This is a genomic window from Streptomyces blastmyceticus, from assembly GCF_039521185.1.
Taxonomy (GTDB): Bacteria; Actinomycetota; Actinomycetes; order Streptomycetales; family Streptomycetaceae; genus Streptomyces; species Streptomyces blastmyceticus.
In genome coordinates this window covers 24,966-49,724 of record NZ_BAAABW010000017.1, presented here as the reverse complement: position 1 = coordinate 49,724, position 24,759 = coordinate 24,966, and the positions used below count along the sequence as shown (strand labels likewise).

Below are 24,759 nucleotides of genomic sequence, written 5' to 3'. Positions count from 1 at the left end.
TCTCTCGCCATTCAATACATGTGTCATGCATCAAGACGCTAGTGACGCACCCGCCCATGACCACTCCGGCTGTCCCCCGAATCCTGCGGGGGCCTGCCCCACCCATGCCGTCGGGCGGCAGATAGTACGGTTGCGTTTCTCCCGAGCCCGGCCTACCATGATGGTACGAAACTGTTCCGTACCAAATGGAGGTCCCGATGCCCGACGACACCGAGGCCGCACGCGTCCGCCGCCCCCGGATGACCCCCGACCGGGAGATGGATCTGCTCAATGCGGCGCTGGACGTGCTGCGCGAGGTCGGCTACGAGGGCCTCTCGATGGACCTGATCGCTTCCCGGGCGCGCTGCAGCAAGGCCACGCTCTACCGGATGTGGCCGGGCAAACCGCAGCTTGTGGCTGCCGCGCTCTACGCCACGCGGCCGATGAAGCCGGAGGAGATCGACACGGGCACGCTCCGCGGCGATCTGCTGACCATGGTCGAGCTGCTGGCCACACAGGCGGCGAAGGACACCGCTCTGATCTCCGCGATGGCGCACGCCGTGCTCACGGACGAGGAGCTCGCCACAGCGGTGCGCACCTCGCTGGTGGAGCCCTGGTCCGACGACCTGATCGGGGTCGTCGACCGAGCCGTCGAGCGTGGCGAGCTGGCCTCGCGGCCCGCCGCCGCGAACTTCCTGCCGCAACTGATTCTCAGCGTGACGGTCACTCGCCCGCTGCTGTCGGGCGGCCTCGCCGATGCCGACTTCCTCACCAGCTGTGTCGACCACGCGCTCCTGCCCGCGCTGCTGCACTCCTGACCCGGCCTCCCCCGGCCCGCCCCCTTTCCGGAGATTCACACCATGTCCCGCACCACTGCCGACGTGACCGACGTCGACACCGCACCCGCCCCGGCCGACCGGGCGCCCCGCCACCGGTGGTGGGTCCTCGCCGTCATCTGCGTCGCCCAGCTGATGGTGGTCCTCGATGCCACCATCGTGAACATCGCCCTGCCCTCGGCCCAGCACGACCTGGGCTTCAGCGACGGCAGTCGGCAGTGGGTCGTCACCGCGTACGCGCTGGCCTTCGGCAGCCTGCTGCTGCTCGGCGGCCGAATAGCCGATCTGTTCGGCCGCAAGATCACGTTCCTGGTGGGAGTGGTCGGCTTCGCCGGCGCCTCCGCCCTGGGCGGCGCGGCCGACAGCTTCGGCATGCTGGTCGCCGCCCGCGCGGGACAGGGCCTGTTCGGCGCCCTGCTCGCACCCGCCGCGCTGTCGCTGCTGACGACCACGTTCACCGACACCAAGGAACGCGCGAAGGCGTTCAGCGTCTACGGCACCATCGCGGGCGCCGGCGCCGCCATCGGACTGCTCCTCGGCGGCGTGCTCACCGAGTATCTCGACTGGCGCTGGACGATGTACGTCAATCTGGCCTTCGCCGCCATGGCCTTCGTCGGCGGTGCCCTGCTGCTGACCCGCGGCGCCCGCGACAAGAGCTCCGCCCTGGACGTCCCCGGCACGGTACTGGTCTCGGCCGGCCTGTTCGGCGTGGTCTACGGCTTCTCCAACGCCGAGAGCCATGGCTGGAGTTCGGTGGCCACTTGGGGCTTCCTGCTCGCCGGTGCCGCCCTGCTGGTGGCGTTCGCCTGGTGGCAGACCAAGGCCGCCCACCCTCTGCTGCCGCTGCGCGTCCTGCTGGACCGCAATCGCGGCGCTTCCTTCCTCGCCGTACTGATCAGTGGCGCGGGCATGTTCGGCGTCTTCCTCTTCCTGACGTACTACATGCAGGAGAGCCTGGGCTACACCCCGACCAGGACCGGCCTGGCCTTCATGCCCATGGTCGCCGGTCTGATGGTCACCACTCTCCTCGCGACCAATGTCCTCATTCCGCGAGTCGGCCCGAAGCCGGTCGTGCCGCTGGGCATGGGCCTCGCCGCCTGCGGCCTGGCCTGGATGACCGCCCTCGACCTGACCAGCGGCTACGCCTCGGGCGTCATGCCACCGCTGATCGTGACGGGGCTCGGCATCGGCCTGGTGATGGCCCCGGCGATGAGCCTGGCAACTTCCGGCGTGGCAGCCGAGGACGCCGGCGTCGCCTCGGCCGCCGTCAACACCATGCAGCAGGTCGGCGGCTCCATCAGCACCGCGCTGCTCACCACTCTCTCCACCGGTGCCGCCACCCACTACCTCGCGGACAAGAACCCGAAGGATCCCGCCGTCCTCGCCCGGGCCGCCCTGGAGAGCTACTCCACGGCCTACTGGTGGGCCGCCGGCTTCTTCGCCGCGGGCCTGATCGTCAGCGGCCTGCTCTACCGCCGCGGCGTACCCCGGCAGGACGTCGACGCCGCACCTGTCGTCCATATGTAGCCCCTGGACGCCGCGCGAGCGGCTGCTGGTCGCCACAGTCGACGATCTGTACGCGCACCACAAGATCGAAAGGAGGGCGTCATCATGCGCCTCGGAGTGATGGCAAACCGGCCGGTCCTCGTCGACGGTGATACGGCCATCGACATCGAACGAGCCAGCGGCGGCCGGTTCCCGGCCGATCCCGCGCGCATCTTCGACAGCTGGGACGCACTGGTCGACTGGGCGGCCACATACGAGCACGGCGGGGAACGGCTGCCCCTCGACCAGTTGCAGAACCCCGTCCCGGCACCGCGCCAGGTCTTCGGTATCGGTGCCAACTACCTCGACCATGTGGCGGAGGCCGCCGCCCGCCACGGGGCACAGGGCGACGCTCTCCCCACGGGTGCGCAGCACGACACTCCCTTGGTCTTCACCAAGTTCAGGAGCAGTCTGTCCGGCCCCTACGACGCCATCCCTCTGCCCAGCCGGAACGTCGACTGGGAGGTCGAACTCGTCGTCGTGATGGGACGGCGGGCGGAACGCGTCTCCGAGCAGCAGGCATGGCGCCACGTCGCGGGCCTCACCGTGGGCCAGGACATCTCCGAACGCGTCCTCCAGCTCGCCGGTGCCGCACCGCAGTTCTCGATGGGGAAGTCCTTCCCCGGGTTCGGGCCGATGGGCCCCGTACTCGTCACGCCCGACGAGCTCGACGACCCCGACGACCTGGAGCTCGGCTGCAGCGTCAACGGCCGGCTCATGCAGAAGGGCCGGACCGGCGGCATGGTCTTCACCGTCGCCGAACTGGTCGCCCGCATCTCCGCGGCATGCCCGCTGCTGCCCGGCGACGTGATCTTCACCGGCACGCCGGCCGGCGTCGGCGCCTTCCGCGAGCCGCCCCTCTTCCTCAAGCCCGGCGACACGCTCGTCAGCTGGGTGACCGGCATCGGGGAGCTGCGCAACCCCGTGACAGCGGGCCCCGGCCACCCCGACGGCACCGGCCAGGAAGGAGAACAGCCATGACGACCACGGCACCGAAGCAGTACGACGTCGGCGGAATCCTCCTGCCCCGCCCCTTCAAGATCCGGCGCTTCGGCCACTTCGGCCTCAACATGGACCGCCTCGACGAAGCGGTCACCTTCTACACCGACCTGCTCGGCTTCCGCGTCACCGACGAGGTCAGCCTCTTCGACCAGGTGCCCCCGGAGCTGCGTCCCGTCGTGGAGGAGGTCGTCACCGACCCGCGGATGATCTTCACCAGCAACTCCTCGGACCACCACGCGCTGCTGCTGGCACACCGCACCTTCGGCGTCCTCAACGGCAACGACCGCAAGGCGAAGGACATCACGCTCAGCCAGATCACCTGGCAGGTGGGCAGCCTGCGGGAAGTCGTGGACGCCGGGGCGTACCTGCGCGCGCACGGAGTGGAGATCGGGCGCACCGGCCGGGACATGCCCGGCGGCAACTGGCACGTCTACTTCCGTGACCCGGACGACAACACGGTCGAGTTGTACTACGGCATGGAACAGATCGGCTGGACGCGCCGGTCCAGGCCGCACGGCATGCACGACCGCGGCTTCGACGAAGTGCCACCGCTGCCCCAGATGTCGGAGGCCGCCGAGGTGCGCGAAGCACTGGAGCGGGGAATCGACATCCACTCCGGCTGGAGCCCGTCCGAGGCACACCTGAAGGAGACCCACGACGTCGGCGGCGTCCTCCTGCCACGCCCCTTCAAGGTGACCGGGATCGGCCCGGTCTCGATGTTCACCGAGCGGATGGCGGAGATGCTCGCCTTCTACACCGGGCTGCTCGGCTTCGAGGTCGTCGAAGAGGCCGAGCACCGGGGCAAGCGCATCGTGTACCTGCGCAGCGGCACCGAGCACCACACCTTCGTCCTCGTGGACAAGGCGCTGCGCGGCCGGCTCGGTCTGAGCGAACACACCTCGTGCCTCAGCGTGGGCATGGAGGTGGGCAGCTACGCCCAGTTGCGGGCCGCGGTGGAGCATCTGGTGAACGCCGGGTACGCCCTGGTCGAGGGCGTACCGCCGGAGCTGTACCTGGGTATCGACTACGCGGCGCATCTCCGTGACCCCGACGGTCACCTGGTCTGCCTGTACTCCTATATGGAGCAGGTGGGGTGGGACGGCAGGCCCAGGCCGGCCGGGCTGCGCCGCGCTGTGACCGACCCGTGGCCCGAGACGCTCGCCCCGCTGTCCGACACATATGCCGACCAGACCTACATGGGACCGCTGGGCTGAGCCATGACCGACGAGATCGAAGAACTCGACTGCGACGTACTGATCGCGGGAGCCGGTCCGGTCGGTCAGGTGCTGGCGCTGTTGCTCGCACAGCACCGGCTGCGCGTGGGCGTGGTGGAACGGTGGGCGCGGCCCTACCCGCTGCCACGCGCCGTGGCCATGAGCCACGACGTCCAGCGCGTCCTGCGGCAGCTCGGCCTGGGCGAGGAGCTCTCCGTCTTGCTGGAGCCCTGGGGCCAGGACGGGCAGCGCTTCAGCTTCGCGGACTCTTCCGGGCGGACGTTGGTGGAGTCGCGCTATCCGCTGGAATCCGATTCGGGGTACGCCCAGATGTCCGGCTTCTCGCAACCGGACCTCGAGGAGGTGCTGGAGCGGCGCGTACGGGCCGACCCGCTGATCGACCAGTACCGGGGCTTCGCCCTGGAGGGCTTCACGGACGACGGGTCCGCGGTCCATGCCACCGTCGTGCCGCACACCGGACTCGCCGCGGTGGCGGACGGCAGTCCCCGCACCGTGCGCGCGGCGTACGTGGTGGGCTGCGACGGAGCCAACAGCACCGTCCGCTCCCTGCTCGGACCACAGATGACGGACCTCGGCTTCGATCGCGACTGGGTGGTGGTCGACGTCGTTCCGCACACCCCGCCAACCTGGCTTCCCTATGCCTGCCAGCGTCTCGGTCCCGCGCGGCCGACCACCCTGGTGCCGGCCGGTCCGGGGCGGCGGCGCTGGGAGTTCATGGTCATGCCCACGGACGACCCGGCCGGCATCGACACCGATGAGAACGCCTGGCAGCTTCTCGCCCCCTGGGGCATCCACCCCGGCAACGCCGACCTCGTCCGGCACGCGCGCTACACCTTCCGCGGCCGCTGGGCCGACCGGTGGCACAAGGGTCGCGTGCTCCTGGCCGGCGACGCCGCACACCAGATGCCTCCCTTCCTCGGCCAGGGCTTCAACTCCGGCATCCGCGACGCGGCCAGCCTCGCCTGGCGCCTGGCCCTGCTGGTGAACGGAGAGGGCAAGGAATCCCTCCTCGACGACTACACCGCTGAACGCTCCGCGCACGTCGCACAGATCGTCAAGGAGACCGTGGCCATCGGCCGGCTCATCTGCATGCTCGATCCGGAGCAGACCGCGCGGCGCGACGCCGAGCTCGAACGCGACGCGACCGCGGGGATCGAAGACGCTCACAAGAACTGGCTTCTACGGGGCGGCACCCTGCGGGACGACGGGGTCGGAGGCAACCTCGGGCTGCAGGCCACGGTGGGCGGCGGAGGGCGTACGGCGCTCCTGGACGAAGTGATCGCCCCGCCCGGCTTCCTCCTCCTCGGACGCGACCGGGACCCGGTCGAGCTCCTCTCCCCTCCGCGGCGTGCCGCCTGGCGGCGACTGGGCGGCCGCAGCGCCCACTTCGGACCCGAAGGGCTCAAGGACGCCGAGGGCACGTACGCGCATTGGTTCAAGCGCCTCAACGCCTCCGTGGTCGCGATCCGCCCCGACTTCCAGGTGTTCGGCGGAGCCCGTGACGCACAAGCCGCGGACGCCTTGGTGCATGACCTGGCCGAGCGCGTTCTGACGTGACTGCCGATTCGGGGCGCAGCGCCCGGCCGTGCCATCTCCTAAGTGCAAAGGATCCGCCATGAAGATCATCGCGTTGGAAGAAGCGTTCAGCGTGCCCGCCATGGCCACCGCCGGGGCGGCCCTGCATCAGCCGCAGAAGTTCCTGCCGTCGTATCTGGCCGACCTGGAGCGCCGGCTGCCCGAATTCACCGAGTTGCGTCTGATGGACATGGACGAGCACGGCGTCGACATGCAGGTGCTCTCGCTCACCAATCCCGGCGTGCAGATGCAGCCGGACCCCGCCGTCGCCGTCTCCGACGCACAACTGGCCAACGACGTCCTCGCCGGCGTCGTCCACGAGAATCCCACCCGGTTCGCAGGCCTCGCCGCGATGCCCCTTCAGGATCCGGCCGCCGCGGTCCGCGAGCTCGGCCGCGCGGTGAACGACCTCGGCCTGTCCGGCGTCCTGGTCAACGGCCACACCCTGGGCCACTACCTCGACGAACCGCGGTTCCGCGTCTTCTGGGAAGCGCTCACCGGGCACGACGTGCCGCTCTACCTGCACCCCAACAGCGCGGCCCTCGGCTGGCCGGTGTTCGAGGACCGGCCGGAGCTCATGGGACCGACATACGCGTGGGCCGCCGAAACCGGCGCCCACGCGCTCCGCCTGATCACCAGTGGGCTGTTCGACCAGTTCCCCACCGCCAAGGTCATCCTCGGCCACATGGGCGAGCTGCTGCCCTTCCACCTGTCCCGCCTCGACACCCGGTTGCCCTTCGTCCAGTCCGAGGTGAAGCTCGCCAGGAAGCCCTCCGAATACTTCATCGACAACTTCCACATCACCACCAGCGGTGTCATGGCGACCAGCGCCCTCCTGGGAGCCGTCCTCGCCGTGGGCATCGACAACGTCATGTTCGCCATCGACTATCCGTACGAGTCCAGCGCCCAGGCCGTCGGCTTCCTCCGGAACCTCCCGCTGAGCGCCGCGGACCTGAACAAGATCGCCCACACCAACGCGGAGCGGCTCCTGCGCCTCGGCTGACCTTCGCGGCTTCGGAGCGGACCGCACCGGCTCCCCCATGGCCGATTCGGCTTCACCGGTTCGATGCCGTACTGTTCACCGTAACGACGCGGGGTGGAGCAGCTCGGTAGCTCGCTGGGCTCATAACCCAGAGGTCGCAGGTTCAAATCCTGTCCCCGCTACTCGCATGAAGGCCCGGCAGCTCGGCTGCCGGGCCTTCATCGCTGTCAGGAGGAGGCGAAGGCCTGCTCCAGGCGCGGGATGAAGTCCTCGAGGCCCTGTGCCCAGCAGTAGCCGTTGTGGCCACCGTTGCATTTCGGGCCCCATTTGGAGCCGTTGCCGTAGTCCGCGAAGTAGTAGGGCATTCCGAGGGCGTTCAGGTTGTCCCTGACGTGCTTGGACGCTCCCTCCAGCCAGAATTCCGCTTCGAGGGGGTTGCCGTTGCCGTTGCCGACGTAGATCGAGATGCCGATGCCCTTCAGCTTGTCCATGTGGCGGGAAGGGTCGATCTGATTCCACTTCCAGTCGGCGTTGAACACCGGGTAGGGGGAGCCGAAGAGGGCGTCGCTCGACACGGTGGGACCGTAGGGCCCGTTGCAGTTGCCGAAGATGTTGCCGCAGAGCGCGCCGGCAGCGTTGGTGAGTGAGGCGACGACGGCCAGACGCAGGTCCATCGAGTCCACCGACAGGTCGATGTCACCGGAGAACGAGGCGACCTGGCTGAACAGTTCGGGGTGGTCCTGGCCATAGTGGAAGGCGCCGAACCCGCCCATCGAGACGCCCGCGACGGCCCGGCCCTTCTTGGCCGCGATGGTGCGGAGGTTGGCGTCGATGAAGGGGATCACCTGGTTGATGTGGAACGTCTCCCAGTTCTGTGCGCCGGCGGCCGTGTTCTGGTCACGCCAGTCGGCGTGCCAGCCCCGCAGACCGCCGTCCGGGACGACCGTGATCATCGACTTGGACTTGAACAGAGCCGGGTAGTTCTGGTTGACCGGGTCGTCCCCGGCGCCGTGGAGGAAGTACAGCACCGGGTAGCGCTTGTCCGGATCGGCGTTGTAGTCGCTCGGCAGGATGATCTTGATGTGATGCCGGCCCGCGACCTGGGGCGTGGTCACGGTGATGACGAAGTTCATGGCGGTGCCGGTCGCGGTGCCGACCTGGGTGAGGCCGTAGCCGTCGGTCAGGGGCGGCGGGGCCGTATCACTCGGCGCGGCGGCCCGGGCCTGGGTGGTGCCCTGAGCCTGGGCGGCGCCGGTTATTGGTAAGAGGGTCAGCCCGAGGGCCGTGATGAGCACTACGAGTCTTTTGATCACGCTGTGCCTCCTGAAGCGTCTTGGGATGTCAAGGAGGATTGCACGAACCCGCGTCCGAACGCATCGAGTCGCGGACGATTCCGTCAAGCCCGGCCAACTGGACGCTGAAGTCCGGGTATCCGGCCACATTTATCTGACATTTAGGGATGTCGATTGACGCCGGTCATGCCGCCCTCGAATGTGGCGCCCGGAACTTCCACCACGAGGAGGCAGAGATGTCCTGTACCCCCACTGCGTCGGCCGGCCGACGCAGAGCCCGCTTAGCTCTCGCGGCCTGCGGCGCCGCGGCGGCCCTGACCGCAGGCGCCCTCGCGCCTGCGACCGCCGCGCCCCAGTCGGCCCCGCGGCCGCGAGCCGAGCACTATGTCGCCCTGGGCGACTCCTTCACCTCCGGCCCCTTCATCCCGGTCCAGGACGGCTCCTGGTGTGCGCGCTCCAACAGCAACTACCCGTCTTTGACCGCCCATTCACTGACGCCCGAAAGCTTCCGGGACATCAGCTGCGGCAGCGCCACGACGAACGACATGTGGCGGCCGCAACCCGGGATGGACAATCCCGCGCAGCTGGACGCGCTCAAGGAGAACACCACCCTGGTCTCGCTCGGCATCGGCGGCAACGACATCGGCTTCGGCGAGATCATCAAGAACTGCACCTACGCGCTCCGGCCGATCCCGGACGGCAACCCCTGCGAGCGGCGCTACACCGCGGGCGGCGTCGACGAGCTCCAAGAGCGCATCCTGCAGACGGCTCCCAAGGTCGCCGACGTCCTCAAGGAGATCCACGAGCGGTCGCGGAACGCGCGCGTGCTCGTCGTCGGCTATCCCGCGTTCCTCTCGGAGAAGTCCGAGGACGCGGAGGGCTGCAAGACCTCCCTGCGGCTGCCGGTGGGCGACATTCCCTACCTGCGCGACACGATGCGCAGCCTCAATACGATGCTGAGCCATGAGGCGAAAGCGGCCGGCGCGACCTACGTCGACACCTACACACGGACCGTCGGACACGACGCCTGCCAGCCCCGCGACGACCGCTGGGTCGAGGGCATGGTGCCCGTGAACCCCCTCCAGGCCATGGCCTTCCACCCCAACGCGAAGGGCGAAGCCGGCATGGCCGAGGCCGTGCAGGACACTCTGAGCCGCGGCTGAACGGTCCGGGGATCCTGCGCCGGGGCGGCGGGCGTGGTGCCCGCGCGGAATTCCTGGGGGTGATGCCTCGGACGCGCTTGAAGGCCGTCGATTCGCCCGTCACTTCTCCGGCCGCTCCGCGGTGACCGTGAAGTAGTCGAGGATTCCTTCGCCGTAGGCCCGCAGGAAATTGCGAGGCCACGTGTCGGGCTTCCACGTCTTGGCCAGCCAGCGGTCCCAGCCGGTCCATACCGATGTCCCGATCGGGGTGACGCGGATTCCGGTCAGGCCTGCCCGTTCGAGGCTGTCGGTCAGGAGGGGGATGGTGTGCGCGACGTCGAGGCCGGTGGCGAAGGAGTCGAGCAGTTCGGCCAGCCGTGCGGCTCGGGCCGGGTCGGCGTCGGGGACGAAGAAGCTGGCGACGGCGGCGCGGCCGCCGGGGCGCAGCACGCGTGCGGTCTCCCGGGCGAACGCGTCGAGGTCGCGGAAGTGCTGGGCGGCCTCGACGCTGTGCACGCGGTCGAACTCGCCGTCGCCGAACGGCATGCTCTCCGCCGCGCCGTGGGCGAAGCGCAGCTGTTCCGGGTGGCGGGCCAGCAGGCCGGAGTTGGCCTGCTGGGCCCGTTCGAGCTGCTGCGGATGGATGTCCATGCCGGTGACGTGCGCGAAGCCGTACTCCTCCAGTGCCACCGCGCTACCGATCCCCCGCCCGCAGCCGACCTCCAGGGCCCGTAGTCCCTCGGTGGGCGCCAAGGCGGCGAGCACGTGGCGGTACATGGCCAGCTCGCTGCTGATCCGGTCGTGCTCGGTCAGCGGCTGGTCGAGGTCGATGCCCTGCCAGTAGCCGAAGTTGATGAATCCCCCGGCGAACAGGGGCATCGAGCCGAGATCGGCCGGGCCGTACGCTTCCTGGACCGCGGGCGGGATCGGGTACGGGGTCGCCCCGGGGCACTGCGTCATGCTCCACCTCCGTGATGGACAGCGCGCCGCCACGCGGCGACCGCACACCCAGGCCGTTACCCATCGGCTGCCGAGAAAATAGCGGCGTTCACGTACGGCCCGGATCACGGCACGGCCAACGGGGCCGGCGGTCAGGAGTCGTACCAGACGATCCCTTCGCCACCGTCGTTGCCGATGGTCTTGGTCATGATGTTGCCGTCCTGCCAGTACTTGGGGTGCTGGGTCAGGAAGCCGCTGACGGACGTCAGCGACGTCGCGTCGCAGACCCCGTCGGTGCGGATGCAGAAGCGCTGCACCGGGATGCCCTCGAGCTTCGCCGGGCCGGCGCCGGGAGAGGTGAAGCCCAGGGCGCTCCAGCCCTTGGGCAGCCGGGCCCAGATGCCGGTGCCCGGCTGCATCGGGTCGGCGTAGAGCATGCCGTTCACCTGCGAGCGGGGGATGCCGGTGCCGCCGCTGGCGATCGTCTGGAGCACCTGGTCGGCCACTTGCGCGCCCTGTGAGTAGCCGACGATCGTGAGACGGGCGTCCGGGTCGCGACGGTGGGTGTCCTCGGCGGCGGCCAGCAGATTGCGGTATCCCTCGCGCGCGCTGGCGTCGAAGTTCGGTGCGGTCAGGTCCGGGACGTTGTGGCCGTTGAGCCAGGGTCCGGCGCTCGCCGGATAGCAGACGGGCACCGGTATGCCCCCGTTGAGGTGCTTATTGGCAAAGGTGTAGCTGCTGGTGCAGTCGGGCGCGGGCGCTGCCGAGCCCGTGCCGCCGACCTCCAGGTAGTAATGACGCGCCGGATCGGCGTGGGCGACGGTGGGCGCCAGGGCGGTGACGGCCATCATGGCCGCTGCCGCGCCGACGGCGCGGATGGCCGTCTTCCATCTGCGGGCCGGAGTCATCAATGTGTTCCTCCTCGATTTGGGACAGCACGCAACTTCCGTGAAGCGATGCAACGTTAGTCACAGCCGTTGACATTGTGATGAAACAGCTCGACGAGCGCACGGAGGAGGAAGAGGTTCGGGATCTCGGAGATCCTGCAGCCCGGTTCGTGCCACGTCCCGTCGATGTCGAGCTTGACGGCGCCCTTCCGGATCCAGATGTTCCGGATCTGCGGCCACCGTGCGCGAGTCTCTCCGTACCCGACCTCCTCCCTGGTCAGCCATATGTCACCGAAGGTCAGGCGCTCGCCCTTGTCGAGTGCGGACAGGGCCAGGGGCAGTTGGGCGCGGGTGACGCCCAGCTGGATCTCGGACCACCATTCCTCCGCGTCGCCGTGCTCCGGCCCGCCGCGCAGTACGACCCGCTCCCCGTCGACGCCGGTGAGCGTGTAGATGGTCCCGACGTGGGCCGCGTCGTGCGAGTGCGGGGTGCTCGTCCGGAATACGGAGGTGGTGTCGTAACGGACGACGTGGATCCGCCTCTTGACGACGACCGTCATTCCGTACTCGTACAGGTCCAGTCGCGCGTCATCGCGCGCGTTCGCCGGGGAAGGCCCGCCGTACCGGAGGAGGGCCGACAGGCCGCGGATCCCCCGGTCCCGCAGGGCCTTCGCGTGTGCCGTGTGCGCGGCTCCCGCGTAGGTGGCGCGCCGCCTGCCGAGGTGCTCGCGGCCGGCCGCCGCCGAGATCCTCGCCAGCAGCAGCTCCTCGTTGCGCGTACGCCGCATCGGTCCGGTCATCGCGTGGGTCCGGTGAGGCCGAGGCAGGCTTCGTCCCCGCGCAGAATCATCTGGTGCGTCTGCCGCAGCATCCGGCCCGGAGAGACCCCCAGGTCATCGGCCAGACGGCGGCGGGTGCGGTCGAAGACGGCCAATGCGTCGGCCTGTCGGCCGCCGAGGTAGAGCGCGCGCATCAGCATGGTGGCGACCGGTTCGTTCAGGGGCTGCGCCACGGCCAGGGCCGACAGCTCGGCGATCGCCTCGGAGTGCCGGCCCAGCCGCAGCTGCCACTCGAGCTTCCGCTGCACGAGGACGATCCTGCGTTCGGTGAGCCGCAGCCGCTCCAGCTCGGCGAACGGCCCGGGCTGGCCGGCCAGGGGCTCCCCGCGGAACAGGTCAAGCGCCTGGGAGCAGGCACGGACCGCCTCGGTCAGTTCGCCCGCCCGCTCGGCCGCACCGGCCGCGGTGACCAGTTCCTCCACGCGCGCCACGTCCACGGTGACCGCGCCTGAGAGCAGCCGGTAGCCGCACCGATCGCGTTCGATCACCGAGTCCGGACTGCCGCCTCCGCGCAGGATCTTGCGCAGCCGGTAGATGTACACCGGCACCACGTTCGTGTTCGGCGGCTCCTCCCCCCACACCCCGTCGAGCAGTTCCTGCTGGCTGATCGTCCGGCCCAGGCACAGCGCCAGCGCCGTCAGTACGGCTTGCTGGCGCAGGTGACCGAGGTCCAGGGGCTGTCCGTCGCGCCATGCCCGCAGCGGTCCGAGCATCGAGATCTGCAACCGCGGCTCGGGCGCACGACGGGTACCGGCCGATGACACCGGGCCCGTCGCGCGCCTGCGGGGGCCGCGGCCGGGGGCGACCAGACCGCAGTCGAACGCGTGGACGATGGCAGCGGCCCGGTCGCGCAGCTCGAGTTTGACGAGGATCCGTGCGAGGTGTCCGGCCACGGCGTCCTCGGGGATGGCGAGGACGGCGGCGATCTCGTTGTCCCTGAGGCCGCAGCCGACCGCGTAGAGCACCTCGCGCTCCTGGTTCCTGAGCGTGGTGGCGGTCGGCTGGCCGGTGGTTGCGGTGATCGGCATCGTGGCTCCCCGGGCTTCGGGCCGCTTCCTGCGGCGCATGCCCTCGACGCTGGCCCCGGCGCCGGACAGCGGACAGGCCAAGCGACCGGCCGTATGCGGCCGGTCGCCGCGCTAGAGTCCCTCACCTGGGGAAACCACCTATTCGAGGGGGAGGCCGTGACCTGTGTCCAGTGAGTTCAGCGCGCTGTTACGGCGGCTGCGGCACAACGCGGGAATGACTCAGGAGACCCTGGCAGAGCGCGCCGGAGTGGGCGTGCGCACCCTCCGCGGCTTGGAGACCGGTGAGCGCGCCGACCCGAGGGTGACCACTGTGCGGCTGCTGGCCGACGCCCTCGGGCTGGGACCGGCCGAACGCGAGGAACTACTGGCGGCCGCCGTCCACCGGACCGGGCCCGAGAGCCGGCCCGACGACTCGCCCGATCACGTCGAACCGGTCACCGGGCAACCGGCTTCGGTGTTCCACGAGACCCTGGCAGACGTCGCCGAGCAGCTCGCCCACGCGGTGGCCGCCCGCTGGCAGCGCGAGGAGGAGCAGCGGCAGGTGCACGATCCGTACCCGCTGCCGGTGCGCTGGCGGCAGGCTCCCGAAGAGCTGACCGACCACTGGGCCAACATCCGGCGCCTGCCCGCCGGGGGCACGCACGGCCCGCTGGACCTCGGCGGGCGGCTGGACGAGATCGTGGGCGTGTACCGGCGAATACCGTCCGGGCGGCTGGTGGTGCTGGGCCGGCCCGGCTCCGGTAAGACGATCCTCACCACGCGGTTCCTCCTGGACTACGTGAAGTCGAGGGCCCGCACCGAGGCCGTACCGGTGATCTTCACCATCGGCGCGTGGGATCCCACCGCCATCACGTTCCGGGACTGGCTCACCGCACAACTGACCCGCGACCATCCCGGTCTCGCCGCCCCGGCACCCGGCGGGCCGAGCCTCGCCGCCGCGCTGGTCGAGACCGGCCGGGTGCTCCCCGTGCTGGACGGCTTCGACGAGATCGCCGACGGACTGAACCGCCCCGCGCTGGAAGCGCTCAACGCCACGACGCTTCCCCTGCTGCTGACGAGCCGTCCGTCCGAGTACGCCGCCGCGGTGGCCGAGACCGACGTGCTCACGTCCGCCGCCGCCGTGGAGCTCGCCGATCTCACCCTGAGCGACCTGGCCGACTACCTGCCGCGCACCACGCGCAAGGCCCGCGGCGGGGACCCCGCGACGACCGCGTGGGAGCCCGTGCTGAGCGAGCTGCACGAGCAGCCGCGCGGCCAGGGCAGTGCCAATCTCGCCACGGTGCTGACCACCCCGCTGATGGTCACGCTCGCCCGCGCCGTCTACAGCGACACCCCCGGCCGCGACCCGGCCGCGCTCCTGGACACCCGGCGGTTCGGCAGCCCCGAGGAGCTGGAGGTCCACCTCCTCGACAACTTCATCGCCACTGCCTACCGTCTCCGGCCGGAGCATGGCCCGGGCGGCGGGCCGCACCACGGCGTCGACCCGGAGCGCGCCCGGCACTGGCTCGGCTACCTCGCCCACCACCTGACCCGGCTCGACACCCCCAACCTGGAATGGTGGCGCCTCGGTTCAGGGCTGCGCCGCTCCACCCGCACGCTGGTGACCGCACTGGTGATCAGTCTGACCATCGGGCTCGTCAACCTGATCGGGGTCCTCTTCGACCCCCTCGGCTTCCAGCTCGCGGACGGGCTGCTGGTGGGACCCCTCGCCGGAATCATCTTCGGGATCGCCCACTGGTTCATGGTCGCGGCCAAGGACACCGCGGTGCCACCGTCCAACGTGGGCATGAAGATATTCGGCAGAACAGGCAGGACCAGACAGGGAACCGGCACCCGATTCCTGATCGGGTCGCTGTGCGGGATCGTCTTCGGCTTCAGCTACGGCTTCACGCACGGAGTGCTCGTCGGCGTCCTCAACCGCCGCAGCCTCCCGGACGCCCTGGCCATCGGCTTCGACGACGGCGTGTTCTTCGGGCTCGTGCTGACGCTGGCGGCCGGCCCCGCCTTCGGGCTCCTGGCCCTTCTCGAAACCCCTCTCGACATCCGGTCCGCCGTCAATCCGGTCAGCCTGCTGCGCACGAACCACCGAGCGGTCGTCGCCCAATTCATCGTCTGGGCACCCGCCTTCGGGCTCCTCGTCGCCTTCGGGGCCGGGGCGTTGATCCGGCCCGTTTCGGCGCTCCTGGGCAGCGTGTTCATCTGGAGTCTGGCGTCCGGGCTCAAGCTCGGCTTCATCAGCGGACTCGGCGGTGCCCTCGGCTACGGACTCTGCCTGTCCGCCTGGGGCCAGTGGGCGGTCTTCGCCCGGATCTGGCTGCCGCTGACCGGCCGGCTGCCCTGGCCCGTCGTCGCCTTCCTCGAAGACGCCTACCAGCGGGGCGTGCTCCGCCAGGCCGGCGCGGTCTACCAGTTCCGCCACGCGCGCCTCCAGGACCACCTCGCCCGCACCTACCCCGACTCGGCCCCCGCCGCGACGCCGGGGAGAATCAGGGCATGACGATGACCAGGGCGACAGGGATCCGGCTCGGGATGCTGCCGTTGGCGGTGATGGCCATGTTCGCGGCGGGGTGCGGAACGCAACGTTCAGGGGATGACGCCGGTGCGGCCAAGTCCTCGCAGGCCGCCGTGGCGACGCCGGGCACGCCGACCGACTTCCCGTGCCCCGACGAGAGCTCCGCACCGGCGCCGCCGACGACCGCGGGCACCTCTGATCCGGCCGTACCGCCCACCGACCACTACGCCGAGAACCACGGCTTCATGGTCCCCTTTCCCCTGCACGGCCGGCAGCGCTGCGAAGGGCTCGCGGCCGTCGGGCGCGTCAAGAGTGCGCTCGAACCACTGCGCAAGCGCGGTGATTTCGCCCCGGAGAGCGTCCGCAGCGCGCTCACCGGCCTCGGCTACTCCACCGGGAAGGTGCAGTCGTACCAGAACGGCCCCACCGGGGTCGGCTTCCTCATCGACGTCGACGCCTCTCCCCTGTGCCTGGAGGGCACGATGAGCCGGGACTCCACACAGGCCGAGGCCTTCGGCGGCTACCCCGACCACTCCGGCTGCGACCGCCCCAGCGGCGGCCACTGACCACGACCGCCTGACGGCTCGGTACTGTCACGCGGCTCCGAACACCACCGCCGAATTCTGGCCGCCGAACCCGAAGTTCTGCTTGATGGCGACATTGATCGGGACGGGCCGGCCCACCATCGGGGTGTAGTCCAAGTCGCAGTCGGGGTCGGGGTTCTCCAGATTCGCCGTGGGCGGCACATACTTGTCACGGATGGCGAGCAGCACGCCGACGCTCTCCAGGATCCCGCACGCCCCGCAGGCGTGGCCGATGACCGACTTGGGCGCCGTGATGGCCACATGTCGCGCGTAAGAGCCGAACGCGAGCTTGATGGCCGCGGTTTCGGCCCGGTCGTTGAGCGGTGTCGAAGTTCCGTGCGCGCTGACCAGGTCCACGGCAGCGGTGTCGAGACCGGCGTCGGCGCAGGCCAGCTCGATCGTCCTGGCCGCCACCGATCCGTCCGCCCGGGGAGCCACGGCGTGGTGGGCGTCGCACGTGGACGCGGCGCCGAGCACCTCGCCGTGCACGGTCGCGCCGCGGCGCAGCGCGGACCGCTCGGACTCCAGCACGAGCACGGCGGCGCCTTCGGCCGGCACCATGCCGTCGCGGTCACGGTCGAACGGCCGGGAGGCGCCGGCCGCCTCCGCCGCAGGCCGCTGGGAGAGCGCGTCCAGCAGGCAGAACGATGCCAGGCACGGCAGGTCCAGCCAGCTCTCCACACCGCCGACGAGGACCACGTCGGCGGTGCCGTCACGCACCGCGCGCATTCCGGCTCCGATGGCGTCCGTCGAGGAGGCGCAGGCGGTCGAGATGGTGAGCACCGGACCCGTGATGTCCAGTTCCTGGGCGACGAGCCCGGCGGCCTGGTTGGGCAGCAGGCGGAGCAGGCCGAGCCGGTTCATCCGCGACCACCCGCTCTGACGCAGGACGGTCACGAGTTGCGCGGCTTCGTCGAGCCCACCGCCGCCGGTGCCGACGTACAGCGCCCCCGGCGCCGTGCGCAGCCCCGCGTCCGCCCGTGCCTTCATCGCCGCGGCGAACAACATCTGCTGAAAGCGCGAGGTACGGCGGACCTGCTGGGCGGACAGGTGCTCCCGGGGGTCGAACCCCCTGACCACGCCGCCGACCTGGCATGGCAGCGGTTGCTCGAGTTCCAGCGCCGAGATCGCGGGCCGTCCCGCGGACAGGGCGTCCCATAATTCGTCCGGTGTGCCGCCCGCGCACGACTCGACGCCGATGCCGGTCACCAGCACGCGGTTGCGCGCCGCCTCTGCCATCACAGCGCCCCGGACATGGCGTCGACCACGTCCCCGACCGTACGGAGGTCGGTGATTCTGATGCTGGTGTCCGCCAGCTCGACCCCGAATTCCTGCTCCAGCGCGGCGATCAGCTCGAGCGCCTCCATGGAATCGAGTCCCAGCACCGGCTGGTCGGGATCGGCGGCGTAGAACAGAGCCGAGTCGCGGGTGATTTCCGTACGGGATACGCCCAGGTCCGGCCGGACATCGACAATGGCACGGGTGACCACGTTCATTACCTCGGTCATGAGAAATTCCTCTCGTGATGTTTTCACGGCCGTATCGCGGAGAAGTACACGCAGCGCCGGGTGATCGTGAACGGGGCGCGCCGGTATTGCCTTTCCAACGTCTCGGTGAGCAGTTCCGCGGCGATATGCCGGTCGATACCGGGTAGCGCGGCGGTGGCGAACATCGGGGTCGAGCACAATGCGGTGAGAAAGCGCCGGCCGAGGGTGAACGCCCGCTCGGTGGTGGCCACACCGGTGAAACCGCCCGCGGCGAGAGCGGCCTGATAGTCCCCGGCACTCCTGCGCAGCCCCGCGGGCCGGCCGGCGGCCGACCGGGCCAGCGGGAGCCCGCGCTTGCGGGCGACGCGGCGGGCCGTGCCGACCAGCTCGGCGTACACCGGCACATCGGCCGCGTCCTCCGCACCCGAGTAGAACGCCGAGTTGAACACCAGCCGTCCGCCACCGGCGAGAACCTCCCCGATCGCGTCGAGCGCCTCGGCGAGGTCCGGGACGAGATGGATGCAGTTGGCCAGCACGACGGTGTCGAAGGCGTCCCGTGGGAACAACCGGGAGACGGAGGCCGCGTCGCCCACGACGAAACGGCCCCGGTGACCCAGACGGGCCCGTGCCTCGTCGAGCAGGGCGGGGTCGGGGTCGGCGCCGACCAGGGACATCGCCGGGTCGCGCAGCAGCAGTTGCTCGCTGACGGCTCCGTCCCCGCACCCCAGATCGAGGACGGACGGCCCGGAGCCGACCGGGACCAGATCGAGCAGCGCGCGGTTCAACTCGGCGTATTCCGGGTCGCGACGCAGCTCGGCGTAGTCCATGGACGGCTTTGCGCCGCCCATGACTTGAGGGAATTCGGTGCCTGCCCGTGCGTTCATGAATTGACCTTCCGTCAATGCGGTCGACGAATCGACGCGGTCCGGAATGAATGACGGGAGCGGACGCTACCAGCGCGCTCAAGGAGCGACAAGAGGCGAGTTTCCCGTGACCCCATCCTGATCCGTGTGACCAGCAAGCACATCTCTGTTTCATCTTGGTTCCATCGCGACCGGATAGCTTCGGCGAGTCGCACCGAGGCATCAAGGAGAGAGCATCGTGACAGTGATTCGAGGCCGGCGTCACATTCGGTCGGGTCGGTAAGACATTGGAGTTCACAGAATTGAGCGACAGTACGGTCCCCGCCGGCCGTCTGGTTTTCTGGACACCGACCGCCCCGGCCTCGGCCTGGGCGGACGACCCACGAGCACCCGCACTCGTCCACGAGCACCACGTACGTGCCGCGGCCGCGCGGGGACCGCAGCATGTGGATCCGGCGTGGGTCGGGGTGTCGTTCGGCGTGGGCCGGGTCGATCGGCACCAGGTCGGCTCCGCGTTGTCGGCCTGGCTGCGCAGGCATGAGCATCTGCGCAGCACGCTGGTGCCGACCCGTGAACGCTGCGTGCGCCGAACGCTCCCCGCGAGCATGCTCACGCTGTGCCGGGATGACATCGGCGTTTTCGCCGACGGCGCCTCGGTCCGGCGGCAGATCGAGGCGTTCTTCGACCGCAGCGCCGGAGCGCTGGGCTGGCCGCAGGTGGTCTTCGCGACGGTCGAGGGAGCGGACGGGGTGACGGTGTTCGCGGGGGCGGATCACGGTGTCGTGGACGGCTACACGCTCGCCATGATCCCGGGGCAGATCCGCGGCGCCCTGGCAGGCCGCGCCGTGGACATGCCCGGGCTGACCTTCCTGGACTTCGGTGCCGAGGAACGAAGCCTGGTCGACCGGCTGCCGATGGGGTCCGAGCACGCGGACCACTGGCGGAGCCTGCTCTGCAACGCCCGCGGCAGGACACCCGCTTTCCCTCTGCCCCTCGGCCCGTCCGAGGGGCAGCTCACGCAGTGCAGCTCCTACCGTTGGCTGCTCGACGGACCGGCGGCCACCAGGTTCGCCGCCGCGTCACGCGACGGCGGAGGCACCACCGCCGCAGGGCTGCTCGCCTGCCTCGCGCTCGCCGCGGCGAAGGTCGCGGGTGAGCGGCACTTGTCCGTGGTGAGTCTGGCCAACACCCGGCCCGACCGGTGGCGAGCGGCGCCGGGCTGGTTCGTCGGCCTGCACCCGGTCCGGATCCCGACGGCTCCCGGGTCGGCCTTCGCCGACACCGTCGCCCTCGCCGCCGCCGAACTGCGCCGTCGCAGCCCGGGGCCGGGCAGTTCGCTGCCTCACATCAGCCGGATGCTGCGTACGGAGATCCACCCCCGGTTCGTCGTGTCCTATCTCGATGTGCGCCGGGTGGTGGGCAGCAGCCCGCCACAGCCGGAAGACATGATGCTGCGCAGCCGCATCCACGGTCCGGCCGAGGTGTACGTGTGGCTGACCAGGAGTGAGCGCGGCGTGCACTTGTCAACACGCTTCCCCGACACGGCCGTTGCGCGCGCGAACGTCGAACGCTTCGTTCTGGCCGCCGCGCACGCCGCCGCCCGCGTCGCGGACGGCCACCGGACCGAAGCCGTACCCACGCCCGCCTAGCCGCCCGCCGCCCGATGGAGGAGGAGACCCCACCGTGCGTATGACCCAGATCCTCGACTGGCGACCCGAGCCGGGTGAAGTGGTCGAGTTCGAGCTGACCACCGACCGGACCCCCGTACCGCACGACGTGCCCGCTTCGCATTTCCAGCAGGCGCACCTGCTCTCGGCGGCCGCCAACCGCGCCGCCGGACGACGGCAGTCGCCCTGGGTGGCCATGGCGTTCGACCTGGCGGGCCGGGCCGATCTCGACGCGCTCACCGACGCGTGGCAAGGGCTTGTGCAGCGACACGAGGCCTTCCACACCTGGTACGAGCCCGAGAACCTGGCCGGGTTCCGTCTGCCACCTGAATCCCTCACGGTGCTTCCCATGCGCGTGGGCGACTTCACGAACACGGACGACCTGCGCACCTACCTGCACCGGCGGATCGACGAGCAGACCACGGCGGGCCGGCCGGGTGTGCTGGCCGGAGTGATCCGACGGGACACGGCGTCCACGGTGTACTTCGCGGTCGACCACGCCTATACCGACGGACACTCCCTGGCCCTGCTGTTCGACGAGATCCGCGCCAGGTACCACGCGGCCTACTGCGACGCCTCGCTCGACCTGGCACCGGCACTCGGCTATCTGGACCACAACCGCCGCGAGCGGGAACGCTCCGCGTCACTGACGGCAGCCGCGCCGGAGCTCGCCGCATGGTCGGAGTTCCTGGCGGTGGAGGACGGCGGCTTCCCCGACTTCCCCGTCGGGCTGGGCAACGACGCCGGCGAACTGCTTGCCGCCACGCGGCTCCACTACCCGGTGCTCACCGGTGCCGAGGCACGCGCGTTCCGCGCCTTTTGCGCCCGGCACGGCGGCGGGTTCGGCGCGGGCGCCTTCGCCGCGCTGGCTCTCGCACAGCGGGAGTTCACCGGCAACGACGTCTACCGAGTGCTCACCGCCGTGTCGACCAGGGCCTACCCACGGCTGCTCCAGGTGCACGGCTGGCTGGTCAACCTCGTGCCGCTGCTGTTCCGGCTGCCCGCCTCGCCGACTCTCGCCGGTGCGATCGCCGCCGCACAGGAAGGCTTCCAGCAAGCCCGCGCGGGATACGACGTGCCGCTGCACCGAGCGCTCGAACTGCTCCTCGAAGACGGCGACGCCCCGGCCATCCCCCCGATGGCGTCCTATGTGGACGGACGGGCCGCACCGGGCTCCTGCGACTACCTGCGTACGGACGCGACGGTCCTGACCGGCCCCGACAACGCCAGCGGCGTATCGCTGTGGCTCAACTGGTTCCCCGACCGGGCCGACCTGGTGGTCAGCATGCCGGACACCCCGGAGGCCGTGACGGGTGTGCCGAAGTACCTCGAGCGGGTCAGGGAGATCATGCTCAGCGCAGCGTCCGGTCCTCGCCCGGCACCCTGAAGAGAGCCAGGAGGCTGACCATTTGGGGGTTGTCGAGGCCTCCCAGATCGGCGGCCGGGGACTCCTCCGAAACTCCCATGCCTGTCAGGCCACCCTGACAGGCATGGCATCCGTCAAGGAGTCCTGACAACAGGGGTGTTCACGGTGTGGGCCGCTTCGACAGGTTCAGCCGTACGTCGAAGGACCGGATGCCGCGTCCGTGAGTGGCGGCGTACAGGTTGCCGTCGGGACCCAGCTTCAGCTGCAGGACGGCGGTGGTGGGCAGGTCATTGCCGAGTACCTGCCACTGGTGCGCGCCGGCGGGGCGGTAGAAGACGGCCAGGTCGGTGCCGAGGGCGAGGCCGCCGTTCGGCAGAAGCCTGACCGTGTTGGCGGGGACGTCGGGCAGGTTCTCCGAGATGTCCGTCCAATTGACCCCGCCGTCACGGGACTCGAAGAGGTGGCCGACGCCGGCGCCCGGGCCTTCGGTCCACGTGCGGGAGAAGCCGTTGACGGCGACGTACACATGCTGGGCGTCGGACGGGTCGACCTCGAAGCCGGAGATGTACCGGTTCGGGATCGTGCCGTCGACGGGGAGGCCGAGCTGGTGCCAGCCGGTACCGTCGGCGTTGCCGACCGCGATGCCGCGGCTGAAGCCCTGGTTGTTGCAGGGGCCGCACCAGCCGACGTAGACGGTGCCGCCCGAAGAGGCGACGGCGGTGGCCACATGGCCTTCACCGAGGTCGTAGCGGCTCTTCCACTCCCCGCCGGACCGGATCGCGAAGCCCTTGTTCTGCACCCACACGTGACGGCCGCCGGCCACCCACGTGTTGGTGTCCTTGGTGTCCGAGATGATGGGTGCGATGAAACGTGCGCCCGCGCCTCCCAGGTCCTTGTCCGGCGGCGCGACCTCGTACTCGGTGGCCTTGGACGGGTCCGTGGCCCAGGATCCCTTGTTCACGCCGCAGTTCTGGGTGACCCACATGTCGAGGTAGACGTATTCCTGGGCGATGTTGCAGCCGTTCTCCGGGTCGGTGATGGTGTCCCCGCCGTCGCCGCCGAAGTTCGATCCCATGACCTTGTCGCGGCCGCGCAGGATCGACTGGCCGTTGTCCTGCAGCCCGCCGGTGACCGAGGTCCCGCCGTAGGTACGGTCCTTGCCGACGCCGACCGAGTAGTACTGAAGCGTGTCGATGGTGCCGTCGTTCAGCGACTGCCAGTCCTTGGCGTGCCCGCCGGAGTCGACCGCGCCGTTCAACGGGCGGCGGTAGATGCCCCCGTCGTTCCCCACATATGCCCAGGTCTTGCCTTTGTAGCTGCCGACGGCGACCGCGTGCTGGTCGGAGTGGGTGGTCGGCGAGCAGTCGCCGGTCTGCTTCGTGGGGTCGATGCTCCAGCAGGGGAAGGGGAAGTTCCAGTACGGGCCGGGGGTGATCCAGCTCGCACCGCCGTTCTTGGTCTCGAAGACCTCCTCAAGCCCCAGGTAGACATGGTCGGCATTGGCCGGGTCGACCTGGAGGAACTGGTTGTACCAGGACTGGACGCCCGGCATGTAGCCGGCGCTCTGGAGCGCCGAGCCCGAGGTTCTCAGCTTGTTGTAGTCGGCGATCTGCGTCCACGGCCCGAGCGGCGAGCCGTTCTTGGAGACGTACACGCCTTTGAGCCCGCTGTCCGGATTGGCGGCCGTCTGCGCCGGGGACTGGTCCACGGCGTACAGCCGCGAGCCGTCGGCGGCGGCCCCGAACGTCACGTTGCCGACGTCGCCGCTGTCGGTCGGCAGGTCGCCGATCCCGGTCACGGGCTTCCAGCTGCCGCCCTGCTTGCCGTACAGACCGTTGTAGCCGTCCCCGCCGCGCCAGCCGACGGCCAGCAGCACCTTGCCCGGGTCCTTCGGGTCCACCGCGATGTCGTTGGCGATGTTCTTGTACGGGGCACTGGGATCGGACGCCTTCGAACCACCCGGCAGATAGTCGGGGTTGGGCGCGAACTCGAGCTTCCACGGCCCCGAGAGCGTGGCGGTGGAGTGCGACCACACACCCCGGCTGGTGGCCGCCCACACCGTGGTGCCGGCGAAGCGCAGCGCGTGGATGACGGTGCTCTCCAGCTCGGCGCCGCCCACCCGGCCGCCGGGCCGGAACTGCCCGTGCCGCGGGTCGGCCAGCACGTAGACGCCCGTGCCGACGAAAGACGTCGCGCCGGTGTTGGACTCGCCGGTGGCGTACCAGAGCCGACGGGAGCCGTCCAGCGCGAGAGTGCCGGTCGACAGCGAGGGCAGCTTGTCGGCGATGGGCTCCCAGTGCCCGCCGCCGGTGCGCGAGCGGAACACACCGCCGTTGGCACCGCCCGCGTACACATAGCCCTGGTCGTCGGCGGCGATCCCGGTGATCCGGCCCGTCACGTTCCCCGAGCCGCCGCTGGAGTTGGAGTTCACATCGCGATAGCGCGGATCGTCGGAGTTGTAGGCCTTCTTGGTGACGTGGGACCAGTCTCCGTTCGTGTGCCGCATCGACTGCAGCTGGGACCAGGCCGCCCCGTACGCACCGGGCGCGACCACACCGGGAGCGGTACGGGCCTCGGTGTACTGGGCGGTGCCCTCGGCGGAGTTCTCCGCCTCGTCGGAACCACCGTCGCTGTTTCCCGGCGCCGCGAGGGCGGAATGGCCGGACACGAGGGCCTGGGCGTGTCGGCGGCCGATGTCGGCCTGGTGGCGCGCGTTCCAGGGCCGGGGTCTGGTGTCACCCGACGCCGCGAACGACTGCGCGCCGGCCAGTCCGAACGCGGCGGCCACGACGGCGCAGGTCATGAACCGCCGCCGATACCGTTGGCGCATCATTTGCGCTCTCCTCCCTACGACCGGGCGCTGAATGCGGCCCGACGCGGGGAGAGCTTGGCGTGCTCGCGACAGAACGGAAGATGAAGCCGGGAAAGATGGGATGGAGTTTGCCATTCCGGCCCGATCCCGGTGGGGCGCGGCGCGGCCGAGCTGTACGCGCGCCGCC

Annotated in this window: 20 protein-coding genes and 1 tRNA gene; 12 read left to right on the top strand and 9 right to left on the bottom strand. The window is 70.1% G+C overall.

Going from position 1 to position 24,759, the window contains the following annotated elements; all coding sequences use genetic code 11:
* Window positions 1-197 precede the first annotated feature (197 nt).
* The 7 genes from ABD269_RS16295 to ABD269_RS16265 all read left to right on the top strand — a co-directional run bounded on the left by ABD269_RS16295 (window position 198) and on the right by ABD269_RS16265 (window position 7,336).
* Window positions 198-797, top strand: a complete 600-nt coding sequence (locus tag ABD269_RS16295) for a TetR/AcrR family transcriptional regulator (protein WP_344118497.1) — start codon at window positions 198-200, stop codon at window positions 795-797.
* Window positions 798-839: 42 nt separating this feature from the next.
* Complete coding sequence (locus ABD269_RS16290) at window positions 840-2,342, top strand: MFS transporter (protein WP_344118496.1); 1,503 nt, start codon at window positions 840-842, stop codon at window positions 2,340-2,342.
* 84 nt (window positions 2,343-2,426) lie between these two features.
* Entirely contained in the window at window positions 2,427-3,341 is a 915-nt protein-coding gene (locus ABD269_RS16285; RefSeq protein ID WP_344118495.1) for a fumarylacetoacetate hydrolase family protein, read from the top strand.
* Entirely contained in the window at window positions 3,338-4,576 is a 1,239-nt protein-coding gene (locus tag ABD269_RS16280; protein WP_344118494.1) for a VOC family protein, read from the top strand. The genes ABD269_RS16285 and ABD269_RS16280 overlap by 4 nt, the downstream gene beginning before the upstream one ends.
* 3 nt (window positions 4,577-4,579) lie before the next feature.
* Window positions 4,580-6,154, top strand: a complete 1,575-nt coding sequence (locus ABD269_RS16275; RefSeq protein ID WP_344118493.1) for a bifunctional 3-(3-hydroxy-phenyl)propionate/3-hydroxycinnamic acid hydroxylase — start codon at window positions 4,580-4,582, stop codon at window positions 6,152-6,154.
* 58 nt (window positions 6,155-6,212) lie between these two features.
* Window positions 6,213-7,175, top strand: a complete 963-nt coding sequence (locus ABD269_RS16270) for an amidohydrolase family protein (RefSeq protein WP_344118492.1) — start codon at window positions 6,213-6,215, stop codon at window positions 7,173-7,175.
* 87 nt (window positions 7,176-7,262) lie between these two features.
* Window positions 7,263-7,336 (top strand) — tRNA-Met (locus ABD269_RS16265).
* Between the two features lie 45 nt (window positions 7,337-7,381).
* Here ABD269_RS16265 and ABD269_RS16260 read toward each other — a convergent pair.
* A complete protein-coding gene (locus tag ABD269_RS16260; RefSeq protein WP_425572911.1) occupies window positions 7,382-8,464 on the bottom strand; it encodes an alpha/beta hydrolase in 1,083 nt (360 codons plus the stop codon).
* Window positions 8,465-8,682: 218 nt separating this feature from the next.
* Here ABD269_RS16260 and ABD269_RS16255 point away from each other — a divergent pair, with 218 nt between their 5' ends.
* A complete protein-coding gene (locus ABD269_RS16255) occupies window positions 8,683-9,609 on the top strand; it encodes an SGNH/GDSL hydrolase family protein (protein WP_344118490.1) in 927 nt (308 codons plus the stop codon).
* A gap of 99 nt (window positions 9,610-9,708) precedes the next feature.
* Here ABD269_RS16255 and ABD269_RS16250 read toward each other — a convergent pair whose 3' ends face one another.
* The 4 genes from ABD269_RS16250 to ABD269_RS16235 form a co-directional block, all read right to left on the bottom strand.
* Complete coding sequence (locus tag ABD269_RS16250; protein ID WP_344118488.1) at window positions 9,709-10,548, bottom strand: class I SAM-dependent methyltransferase; 840 nt, start codon at window positions 10,546-10,548, stop codon at window positions 9,709-9,711.
* A 131-nt stretch (window positions 10,549-10,679) separates the two neighbouring features.
* Complete coding sequence (locus ABD269_RS16245) at window positions 10,680-11,435, bottom strand: PE-PPE domain-containing protein (protein WP_344118487.1); 756 nt, start codon at window positions 11,433-11,435, stop codon at window positions 10,680-10,682.
* Window positions 11,436-11,491: 56 nt separating this feature from the next.
* Window positions 11,492-12,214, bottom strand: a complete 723-nt coding sequence (locus ABD269_RS16240) for a DUF6585 family protein (protein WP_344118486.1) — start codon at window positions 12,212-12,214, stop codon at window positions 11,492-11,494.
* Complete coding sequence (locus tag ABD269_RS16235; RefSeq protein ID WP_344118485.1) at window positions 12,211-13,281, bottom strand: AfsR/SARP family transcriptional regulator; 1,071 nt, start codon at window positions 13,279-13,281, stop codon at window positions 12,211-12,213. Before ABD269_RS16235 ends, ABD269_RS16240 begins: the two co-directional genes overlap by 4 nt.
* A gap of 214 nt (window positions 13,282-13,495) precedes the next feature.
* Here ABD269_RS16235 and ABD269_RS16230 point away from each other — a divergent pair, with 214 nt between their 5' ends.
* A complete protein-coding gene (locus ABD269_RS16230) occupies window positions 13,496-15,778 on the top strand; it encodes an NACHT domain-containing protein (protein WP_425572908.1) in 2,283 nt (760 codons plus the stop codon).
* Entirely contained in the window at window positions 15,775-16,359 is a 585-nt protein-coding gene (locus ABD269_RS16225) for a hypothetical protein (protein ID WP_344118483.1), read from the top strand. The genes ABD269_RS16230 and ABD269_RS16225 overlap by 4 nt, the downstream gene beginning before the upstream one ends.
* A 27-nt stretch (window positions 16,360-16,386) precedes the next feature.
* Here the strand turns inward: ABD269_RS16225 and ABD269_RS16220 are convergent, their stop codons facing one another.
* The 3 genes from ABD269_RS16220 to ABD269_RS16210 are packed head-to-tail and all read right to left on the bottom strand — an operon-like array spanning window position 16,387 to window position 18,748.
* Complete coding sequence (locus tag ABD269_RS16220) at window positions 16,387-17,616, bottom strand: beta-ketoacyl-[acyl-carrier-protein] synthase family protein (RefSeq protein ID WP_344118482.1); 1,230 nt, start codon at window positions 17,614-17,616, stop codon at window positions 16,387-16,389.
* Window positions 17,616-17,885, bottom strand: a complete 270-nt coding sequence (locus tag ABD269_RS16215; RefSeq protein ID WP_344118481.1) for an acyl carrier protein — start codon at window positions 17,883-17,885, stop codon at window positions 17,616-17,618. The genes ABD269_RS16220 and ABD269_RS16215 overlap by 1 nt, the downstream gene beginning before the upstream one ends.
* A gap of 23 nt (window positions 17,886-17,908) precedes the next feature.
* A complete protein-coding gene (locus ABD269_RS16210) occupies window positions 17,909-18,748 on the bottom strand; it encodes a class I SAM-dependent methyltransferase (protein WP_344118480.1) in 840 nt (279 codons plus the stop codon).
* Between the two features lie 281 nt (window positions 18,749-19,029).
* Here ABD269_RS16210 and ABD269_RS16205 point away from each other — a divergent pair, with 281 nt between their 5' ends.
* Both ABD269_RS16205 and ABD269_RS16200 read left to right on the top strand, forming a co-directional pair.
* Window positions 19,030-20,376, top strand: coding sequence for a condensation domain-containing protein (locus ABD269_RS16205; RefSeq protein ID WP_344118479.1), 1,347 nt, complete (start codon window positions 19,030-19,032; stop codon window positions 20,374-20,376).
* A gap of 40 nt (window positions 20,377-20,416) precedes the next feature.
* On the top strand, window positions 20,417-21,781 hold the full coding sequence (locus tag ABD269_RS16200) for a condensation domain-containing protein (protein WP_344118667.1): 1,365 nt from the start codon (window positions 20,417-20,419) through the stop codon (window positions 21,779-21,781).
* A gap of 139 nt (window positions 21,782-21,920) precedes the next feature.
* On the opposite strand, the gene ABD269_RS16195 is transcribed toward ABD269_RS16200, so the two are convergent.
* Window positions 21,921-24,593, bottom strand: coding sequence for a glycosyl hydrolase (locus tag ABD269_RS16195; protein WP_344118478.1), 2,673 nt, complete (start codon window positions 24,591-24,593; stop codon window positions 21,921-21,923).
* Window positions 24,594-24,759: the final 166 nt, after the last annotated feature.